7 protein-coding genes and 1 pseudogene are annotated in these 9,403 nt (G+C 73.1%); 2 read left to right on the top strand and 6 right to left on the bottom strand.

Annotated features, from left to right (window positions below; translation table 11 throughout):
- Together G5C62_RS23110 and lspA are read right to left on the bottom strand one after the other, a co-directional pair.
- Positions 1-366 (bottom strand): annotated as a pseudogene (locus G5C62_RS23110) (RNA pseudouridine synthase); the annotation flags it as partial.
- A 56-nt stretch (positions 367-422) separates the two neighbouring features.
- Positions 423-1,004: a signal peptidase II gene (gene lspA / locus G5C62_RS23115; protein WP_164702845.1), complete on the bottom strand. Its 582-nt coding sequence runs from the start codon at positions 1,002-1,004 to the stop codon at positions 423-425.
- Between the two features lie 313 nt (positions 1,005-1,317).
- Here lspA and G5C62_RS23120 point away from each other — a divergent pair, with 313 nt between their 5' ends.
- Complete coding sequence (locus G5C62_RS23120) at positions 1,318-2,802, top strand: malate:quinone oxidoreductase (protein WP_241176077.1); 1,485 nt, start codon at positions 1,318-1,320, stop codon at positions 2,800-2,802.
- Positions 2,803-2,998: 196 nt separating this feature from the next.
- Here the strand turns inward: G5C62_RS23120 and G5C62_RS23125 are convergent, their stop codons facing one another.
- Positions 2,999-4,510: a potassium/proton antiporter gene (locus G5C62_RS23125; RefSeq protein ID WP_164702847.1), complete on the bottom strand. Its 1,512-nt coding sequence runs from the start codon at positions 4,508-4,510 to the stop codon at positions 2,999-3,001.
- A gap of 108 nt (positions 4,511-4,618) precedes the next feature.
- Between G5C62_RS23125 and ileS the strand changes: the two genes are divergently transcribed.
- A complete protein-coding gene (gene ileS, locus G5C62_RS23130; protein ID WP_206330812.1) occupies positions 4,619-7,762 on the top strand; it encodes an isoleucine--tRNA ligase in 3,144 nt (1,047 codons plus the stop codon).
- Between the two features lie 148 nt (positions 7,763-7,910).
- Here ileS and G5C62_RS23135 read toward each other — a convergent pair whose 3' ends face one another.
- The 3 genes from G5C62_RS23135 to sepF form a co-directional block, all read right to left on the bottom strand.
- Positions 7,911-8,648 carry a DivIVA domain-containing protein gene (locus G5C62_RS23135; protein WP_036340738.1) on the bottom strand — a complete coding sequence of 246 codons (738 nt, stop codon included), beginning with the start codon at positions 8,646-8,648 and terminating at the stop codon, positions 7,911-7,913.
- Between the two features lie 97 nt (positions 8,649-8,745).
- Positions 8,746-9,045, bottom strand: coding sequence for a YggT family protein (locus G5C62_RS23140; protein ID WP_036340735.1), 300 nt, complete (start codon positions 9,043-9,045; stop codon positions 8,746-8,748).
- Between the two features lie 51 nt (positions 9,046-9,096).
- On the bottom strand, positions 9,097-9,403 hold a 307-nt coding region (sepF, locus tag G5C62_RS23145), incomplete at its 5' end, for a cell division protein SepF (RefSeq protein WP_164702849.1).

A 9,403-nucleotide genomic window follows, 5' to 3' on the forward strand; every position in this document is an offset into this window, starting at 1 on the left:
GGTCCAGCCGGGGCTGCCGTGCGCGGCCACCCCGACCGGCTTGTCGATGACCACCACGTCGTCGTCGTCGTGGACGACCCGGAGCCCCGAGACCGGCGCCGGCGCGGCCGGCTCACCCGGCGGCGGCGGCAGCTCCACCTCCAGCCAGCTGCCCGCGGTCAGCCGGTCGCCCTTGCCCCGGGCGCGCCCGTCGACGACCACGGCACCACCGTCGGCCAGCTCGGCGGCCACGGCGCGGGTGACCCCGAAGAGGCGCACCAGGGCCTGGTCGACCCGCTGGCCCTCGAGCCCGTCGGGCACGGGCAGCGACCGGTGCTCACCCGGTCGCCCGCCGGAGGAGGATGCCTGGCCGGGACTGCTGGTCACCGCACCATTGTGACGGGTGGAGCACCCTGCCCGGCCGCCGCCGGGCCGACCTGCGCTCAGCCGGTGACGGCGTCCGGCCGGTCGCTGCTGCGACTGCCGTCGAACTCGATGCCCCGGAAGGCGAGCAGCACACCCAGCACGCCGCCGCAGACGATCGCCGAGTCGGCGATGTTGAAGATCGGGAACACCCGGCCGTAGGGGTCGAACACCGAGATGAAGTCGACGACGCCGCCCTGCAGGAAACCCGGGTCACGGAACACCCGGTCGATCAGGTTGCCCAGGGCACCGCCCAGCACCAGGCCCAGGGTCACCGCCCACGCGGTCGAGTACATCCGCCGCGCGCTGCGCACGATCACCACCACCACGGCCAGCGCGATCAGGCTGAACACCACCGTGGCGCCCTCGGCGAAGGAGAACGCCGCACCGGTGTTGCGCGCCTCGGTGAGGTACAGCGCCCCACCGAGCAACCGCAGCGGCTCCCGGTCGGACAGCGTGGCCACGACGACGAGCTTGGTGGCCAGGTCCAGCGCCAGGACGACGGCCGCCAGGACCAGGAGCAGGCGGGCCCGGGAACGCCCACGCGGCCCGGTGGCTGCCGCCGGGGTCGCGCCGGTCGAGGAGTCGGGCTGCTCGGACATCGCCGTCCTCCCCGCTGGCGGCCCCGGTGACCACGTCAGCGACGACGATAGCGGCCGGCCGGGCCCGCTCCGGCAGACCGCGGCGGTGCCCCCGGTCCCGGGCGCCCGCGCCGAGGGGCAGGATCGGTGCCGGTCGGCCCGACGCGTCATCCGGGCCGGCGCTGCGCGCGGAGGCGACGCGGAGGACCCTGGGACGGGTGCGCCTGTGATGCATCTCATCCCCTCACTTCGGGGGGACGCCCGGGTTCCGGACGTGTCGTCCGGCGACGCGGACGACGATGGGCCGGTACGCACTCAGTCACGGAGGCAGATCTTGACCACGGATGGTTCCTCGAACCCCGACGTAGTCCTCGTCGGCGGCGGCATCATGAGCGCGACGCTCTCCGCGCTCCTGGGCGTCGTGGCGCCGGACTGGACCGTCGCGGTCTTCGAGTCCGCCGACCAGGTCGCCGGTGAGAGCTCCGACGCGTGGAACAACGCCGGCACCGGCCACTCGGCCCTGTGCGAGCTGAACTACACCCCCGCCGCACCCGACGGGCACGTCGACACCGCCAAGGCCGTCGGCATCAATGAGCAGTTCCAGGTGTCCCGGCAGTTCTGGTCGCACCTGGTGCGCTCCGGCCTGACCGACTCCCCGAAGCGGTTCATCACCTCGGTGCCGCACGTCAGCTTCGTCACCGGCGAGGCCGGGCGGCAGTACATGCGGACCCGGTACGACGCGCTGGCCACCGAGCCGCTGTTCGCCGAGATGGAGTACACCGACGACCGCGACGTGCTCGCCTCGTGGGTGCCGCTGATGATGGCCGGCCGACCGGCCGGGGAGGTCGCCGCCGCGACCCGTTCGCTGGCCGGCACCGACGTCAACTTCGGGGCGCTGACCCGGCTGCTGCTGGACACCGCCGTCAGCCGCGGCGTCGAGCTGCACACCTCCACCCGGGTCCGCAAGGTGCGGCGGGAGTCCGACGGGCGCTGGGCGGTCACCGTCCGCTCCGGCTCCGGCCGCAGCCGCACCGTCCGCACCCGCTTCCTCTTCGTCGGGGCCGGCGGCGGGGCGCTGCCGCTGCTGCAGGGCTCCGGCATCCCGGAGATCCGCGGGTTCGGCGGGTTCCCGGTCAGCGGTCAGTTTCTGCGCACCCGCTCCCCGGAGCTGGTCGGTCAGCACCAGGCCAAGGTCTACGGCCAGGCGAAGGTCGGCGCACCGCCGATGTCGGTGCCGCACCTGGACCTGCGGCTGATCGACGGCGAGCAGGCCCTGCTGTTCGGGCCCTACGCGGGCTTCTCCCCCAAGTTCCTCAAGGCCGGGTCGATGTGGGACCTGCCGAAGTCGGTGCGCAGCGGCAACCTGGGCTCCATGCTCGGCGCCGGGATCGCCAACATCCCGCTCACCAAGTACCTGGTCGGCCAGGTCCTGCAGTCGACCAGCGCGCGGTTCCGCGCGCTGGAGGAGTTCGTGCCGACCGCCGAGCAGGACGACTGGGAGCTCATCACCGCCGGCCAGCGGGTGCAGGTCATCAAGCAGGACCCGACGACCGGCCGCGGGGTGCTGCAGTTCGGCACCGAGCTGATCGTGGGGGCCGAGGGCTCGATCGCCGGTCTGCTCGGCGCCTCCCCGGGCGCCTCCACCGCCACCTCGGCGATGCTCACGCTGCTGGAGCGCTGCTTCCCGGAGCGGATGGACACCTGGCGTCCGCTGCTGCAGGAGGCCATCCCCTCCTACGGCCACAAGCTGTCCCAGGACCCGGCCCTGATGGCCCAGGTCCGCGCCGACACCACGAAGACGCTCGAACTCCAGGGCTGAGCGCCCCGGTCGCGGAGCCCGGAGGGCTCCCGACCGGGGCGCTCGACCGCAAGCCGACGCGGGTACGTGCGGCCCGGAGGGCCGCTGAGCTGTGCCGTCGCGGGGCCGGAGGCTCCCGACGGCACAGCTCCCAGCGGCTCATCGAAAGTCGGGAACGACTCCTGGCCGCGGTGCGGCCCGGAGGGTCGCAATGTGCTCAATCACTCTCGCTGGGCTGGCCGCTCTCGCCGCGCCAGGTGGCCAGCCGGCCGGCCCGGCTGACCGCGCGCAGCCGGCGCTCGGCCTCCTGGCGGGAGCCGCGCGCGGACACCAGCAGCGCCTGGTCGCCGTGCATCAGCCGGGTGGACCGGTCGGGGACGAACGGCTTGCCGTCGCGGACGACGAGGACCACCGCGGCGTCCTCGGGCAGCCGGAGCTCGGGCAGGTAGACGCCGTGCAGCCGGGACGTCTCCGGCACCCGCAGCTGCATCAGCTCCGCGCCGAGTTCGTCGAGCGGGGCGGACTCGACGTCGATGTCCTGCGGGGTGACCGGGGTGGCCAGCCGCAGCAGCCGGGCGACGGCCGGCAGTGACCAGCCCTGCACCACGGTGAAGACGACGACGAGCACGAACACCGTGTCGAACACCCGGGTCGCACCGGGCACCTGCGCGGCGATGGGGAACGTCGCGAGCACGATCGGCACCGCGCCGCGCAGCCCGGCCCAGGAGATGAACAGCTGCTGGGCGATCGGGATGCGGAACCAGACGACGCTCAGCAGCACCGAGACCGGGCGGGCGACCAGCAGCAGCGCGCCGCCCACGAGCAGCGCCGGCAGCAGGGCGTCGGGCAGCCGGGCCGGGGACACCAGCAGCCCCAGCAGCACGAACAGGCCGATCTGGGCGAGGCTGGCCAGCCCCTCCGCGAAGCCGATGGTGCCGGCCCGGTGCGGGAGCGCGGCGTTGCCCAGCACCAGGCCGCAGAGGTAGACGGCGACGAAGCCCGAGGTGTGCACCAGGTCGGCGGTGGCGAACGCCAGCACGCACAGCGCCACGGTGGCCAGCGGGTAGAAGCCGACCAGCGGCAGGGCGGCCCGACGCAGCAGCCAGGCCCCGCCGAACCCGATCCCGACGCCGATCGCCGTCCCGCCGGCCAGCTCACCGAGCACCTCGGCCACGACGAGGTACCAGACCGAGGTGGCCCCGCCGGTGAGCTGCTCGCTGAGCACCAGGACGAGCAGGATGACCGGGGCGTCGTTCAACCCGGACTCCAGCTCCAGCGCGGCGACCATCCGCCGGGGCAGCGGGATCCGGCGGAGGGTGGAGAAGACCGCGGCCGCGTCGGTGGAGGTGACCACCGCACCCAGCAGCAACGCGAACAGCCAGTCGAAGTCGAGCAGCCAGACGGCGATCGAGGAGACGACGGCGATGCTCACCACCACGCCGACCGTGGCGAGCGCGATGCCCGGGCCCACCGCCCGGCGGACGTCGGACCAGCGGGTCGTCAGCCCGCCCTCGGCCAGGATCACCACGAGGGCGGCGACGCCGAGGGTCTGGGTGAGGCCGACGTCGGAGAACTCGATGCCGAGGCCGCTCTCCCCCAGGGCCACCCCGAACGCCAGGTAGAGCAGCAGCGAGGGGAGCCCGATCCGGTCGGCGAGCCGCAGCGCGACGGCGGCGAGGAGGACGACGAGGGCGCCGACGGCCAACGCGATGGTGACCGTCGTGTTCATCCGCGGGCCCCCATGGGGGCAGTCTCCCGTACCGGTGTCCAGGGGGCGTGCGCGCCGCGGACCGGCGGCTGCGCGAAGGGGGTGGCGGGGTCGGGGATGATGGACGGCGTGAGTGCTCCCTCCGGCCCGTTCCAGGCCCTCCCCCCGCAGGTCGACCTGCCGGCCCTCGAACACGAGGTCCTCGAGCAGTGGGAGGCCGACAAGGTCTTCGCCCGATCGCTGGAAGGCTCCGCCGACCGGCCGCAGTGGGTCTTCTACGAGGGCCCGCCGACGGCCAACGGCCGCCCCGGCACCCACCACATCGAGGCGCGGGCGTTCAAGGACGTCTTCCCCCGGTTCAAGACGATGCAGGGGTACTCCGTCCCCCGGCGTGCGGGCTGGGACTGCCACGGCCTGCCGGTGGAGATCGCGGTGGAGCAGGAGCTCGGCTTCGCCGGCAAGCCGGACATCGAGCGCTACGGCATCGCCGAGTTCAACGCCCGCTGCCGGGAGTCGGTGGAGCGGCACGTCGGCGCCTTCGCCGAGCTGACCAGCCGGATGGGCTACTGGGTCGACATGTCGACGGCCTACCGGACCATGGACGCCAGCTACATCGAGAGCGTCTGGTGGTCCCTGCAGCAGGTGTTCGACAAGGGGCTGCTCGTGGAGGACCACCGGGTCGCCCCGTACTGCCCGCGCTGCGGCACCGGCCTGAGCGACCACGAGGTGGCCCAGGGCTACGAGACGCTGACCGACCCCTCGGTCTACGTCCGGCTCCCGGTCACCAGCGGCGAGTGGGCGGGCAGGGCCGACCTGCTCATCTGGACGACGACGCCGTGGACGCTCCCGTCCAACACCGCGGTCGCCGTGCACCCCGACGTCACCTACGTGGTGGCCCGCACCGTCGACGGCACCTTCGTCGTCGCCGAGCCGCTGCTGACCGCCGCCCTCGGCGAGGGCGCGGAGGTGCTGGCGCGCACCGCCGGCCGGGACTGGGAGCGGGTGCACTACCAGCGGCCGTTCGAGCTGGTCGACTTCCCCGAGGGCGACGCGCACTTCGTCGTCCTGGCCGAGTACGTCACCACCGAGGACGGCACCGGGCTGGTCCACCAGTCCCCCGCCTTCGGCGCCGACGACTTCACCGTCTGCCGGTCCTACGGCCTGCCGGTGGTCAACCCGATCGACGCCACCGGCCACTTCACCGCCGACGTGCCGCTGGTCGGCGGCCACTTCTTCAAGGCCGCCGACCCGACCCTGGTGCAGGACCTGCAGGACCGAGGGGTGCTGTACCGGGAGATGCGGTACGAGCACAGCTACCCGCACTGCTGGCGCTGCCACACGCCGCTGATGTACTACGCGCAGCCGTCCTGGTACATCCGCACCAGTCAGGTCAAGGACCAGCTGCTGGCGCAGAACGAGCGGACGAACTGGCACCCGGAGAACATTCAGTGGGGCCGCTACGGCGACTGGCTGAACAACAACGTCGACTGGGCGCTGTCCCGTGACCGGTACTGGGGCACTCCCCTGCCGATCTGGCGCAACGACGCCGACCCGGCCCGGATGGTCGTCATCGGGTCGCTCGCCGAGCTGTCCGAGCGCACCGGCCGCGACCTGTCCGACCTGGACCCGCACCGGCCGTTCATCGACGAGGTGACCTTCACCGTGCCCGGTGAGAAGGGCACCTACCGCCGGGTCCGGCAGGTGATCGACGCCTGGTACGACTCCGGGTCGATGCCGTTCGCCCAGTGGGGCGCACCGCACCGCAACAAGGCGGAGTTCGAGGCCGCCTACCCGGCGCAGTTCATCGCCGAGGCGATCGACCAGACCCGCGGCTGGTTCTACACGCTGATGGCAGTCGGCACGCTGGTGTTCGAGCAGAGCTCGTACGAGAACGTGCTCTGCCTGGGCCACATCCTGGCCGAGGACGGCCGGAAGATGAGCAAGCACCTGGGCAACATCCTCGAGCCCATGCCGCTGATGGACCGGCACGGCGCCGACGCCGTCCGCTGGTTCATGCTGGCCGGTGGCTCGCCCTGGTCGGCCCGCCGGGTCGGCCACGAGACGCTGTCCGAGGTCGTCCGCAAGGTCCTGCTGACCTACTGGAACACCGCCAGCTTCTTCACCCTCTACGCCGAGACCAACGGCTGGGACCCGGCGGTCGCCCCCGCTCCCCCGCGCGCCGAGCGTCCGCTGCTGGACCGCTGGGCGCTCGCCGAGCTGGCGTCGGTCACCGCCGGCGTCACCGACGCGCTGGAGCAGTTCGACACCCAGACCGCCGGGCGGCTGATCGCCGAGTTCGTCGACGACCTGTCCAACTGGTACGTCCGGCGCAGCCGGCGCCGGTTCTGGGACGGCGACCCGGCCGCGCTGGGGACCCTGCACGAGGTGCTCGACGGGCTGACCCGGCTGATGGCGCCGTTCACCCCGTTCGTGACCGAGCGGGTGTGGCGTGACGCCGTGGTGCCCGGGGCGGCGGACGCCGTGGACTCGGTGCACCTGGCGAGCTGGCCGGCCGTGGACACCGACGCCCGGGACGACGCCCTGGTGGCTCAGGTGGCACTGGTCCGCCGGCTGGTCGAGCTCGGCCGGTCCGCCCGCACGGCGGGCAAGGCCCGCACCCGCCAGCCACTGGCCCGGGCGCTCGTCGCCGCACCGGGCTGGGCGCAGCTGCCCCGTGACCTGGTCGCCGAGGTGGCCGAGGAGCTGAACGTCGCGGAGCTGACCGAGCTCGCCGCCGTCGACGGCTCGCTGGTCGACGTCTCGGTGAAGGTCGACTTCCGGGCGGTGGGGCGCCGGATGGGCAAGCAGGTGCAGGCCGTCGCCGCGGCTGTCGCCGCCGCGGACGCCGCCGAGCTGGTCGCCGCCTACCGGGCCGGGACGGCGACCGTGCCGGTCGACGGTGCGGAGGTGCCGCTCGTCGAGGGCGACCTGGTGGTGACCGAGACCCCGCGCGAGGGGTGGACGGTGGCCTCGGCCGGTGGGCTCACCGTCGCGCTCGACCTGACCCTCACCCCGGAGCTGGAGCGGGCCGGGCTGGTGCGCGAGGTCGTGCGGCTGGTGCAGGACGCCCGCAAGTCCAGCGGGCTGGCGGTCAGCGACCGGATCGAGCTCCGGTGGACCGGCGAGGGTGCGATCGCCCAGGCGCTCACCGAGCACGCCGCCCAGCTGGCCGCGGAGGTGCTGGCCACCGCCGTACACGCCCAGCAGGCCGGGGAGGGCGACGGCCTCGAGGGCCCGGCTGGCGCCCGGGTCTGGATCACCCCGGCGCGCTGACGTCGGACGGGCCCCCGGTCGGCCCCGGGGGCCCGTCCCGTCCGGCCTGCTCAGCGCCGCGGAGGACCGGCAGCCAACTGAGCCCACAGCAGCACGAAGCCCCGCCGGACCAGGTCCGGCGGGGCTTCGTGCTGCTGTGCGTGGTGTGTCAGGCGCTGACGTGCTGGGTCTGCCGGCTGTTGGACGCCGGCTCGGCGGAGCCGCGGCTGTCCAGGTCACGCAGGTGCGACTCGAGGTAGGAGCGCAGCCGGGTGCGGTACTCCCGCTCGAAGGTGCGCAGCTCGTCGACCTTGCGCTCGAGGCTGGCCCGCTTCTCCTCCAGGGAGCCCATCGCCTCCACGTGCTTGCGCTCGGCGTCCTGGGCGAGGGCGGTGGCCTTGGCGCGGGCCTCCCGCTCCATCGTGTCCGCACGGGTGCGGGCGTCGCCCAGCATGGCGTCGGCGCGGCTCTTGGCCTCACCGACCATCTGCTCGCTCTTCGCCCGCGCCTCGGACATCATCCGGTCGCTGCTGCTCTTGGCGGTGCCCACCATCTGGTCGGCCTGGGCCTTGGCCTCGTTGACGTGCCGCTCGGCCGTCTCCGTGGCGAGCGCCAGCATCCGGGAGGCACGGATCGCGTCGTCCTCGCGCACCTGCGCCGCGGGCGTCTGGGTCGGCGGGGGCGGCGGGGCCGCGACGGTCATCGGCGCCGGCTCGGGCCGCTCCTCCCGCGCACCGGAGCCACCGGCACCGGAGCCGCGCAGGTCGTTGTTCTCCTCGATGAGCCGGGCGAGCTCGGCCTCGACCACGTCGAGGAACGCATCGACCTCGTCCTCGTCGTAGCCGCGCTTGCCGATCGGCGGCTTCTTGAAGACGACGTTGTGCACGTCGGCGGGAGTCAGTGGCATGCGGCTCACCTCAGGTCGGGCGGGAGGAACGGGAACGGGTCCAGATCGGCGGCGAACCGCATCGGGTCCACACCCCGCTCGGGCACGGTACGACGGATCATGCGATGGAGTAGGCCAGGCTGCTCAAGATGCTGCGCAGGAGGATCACGCCGATCAGCAGCACCATAAACCCCAGGTCCAGCCGGATGGACCCGAGGTTCAACGGCGGGATGACCTTGCGCACCGCCTTGAGCGGCGGGTCGGTCGCCGCGTAGACGACCTCGAGCCCCGCAGCGACCAGACCCTGCGGGCGCCAGCTGCGGGCGAGCACCATCACCCAGTCCACGACGAACCGGGCGAACAGGAGGATCAGGAAGACGAGCAGGATCGACGAGACGATCTGCAGAAGGAGAGCCACGGTCCTCGCTCGTTCGGGAGCACCTCGCGCCGGGGCGTGAGGTGCGCGGGGTCAGGACTGGCTGAAGAACCCGCCCTCACGGATGCGGGCCTTGTCCTCAGCCGTCACGTCGACGTCCTGCGGACTGAGCAGGAAGACCTTGGCCGTGACTCGCTCGATACTACCGTGCAGCCCGAACGTGAGACCGATGGCGAAGTCGACGAGCCGCTTCGCGTCGGCGTGCTCCATGTCGGTCAGCAGGACCTTGCGGACGACCTCGGACAGCGTCTCGTGGCCGACCCGGCGGGCCGACCAGGGCGAGCCACCGGCCAGCATGAACCAGCGGACGGCGTCGGCGCCGTGCCGGTCCATCAGCGGC

This window comes from Modestobacter sp. KNN46-3, from assembly GCF_011039295.1.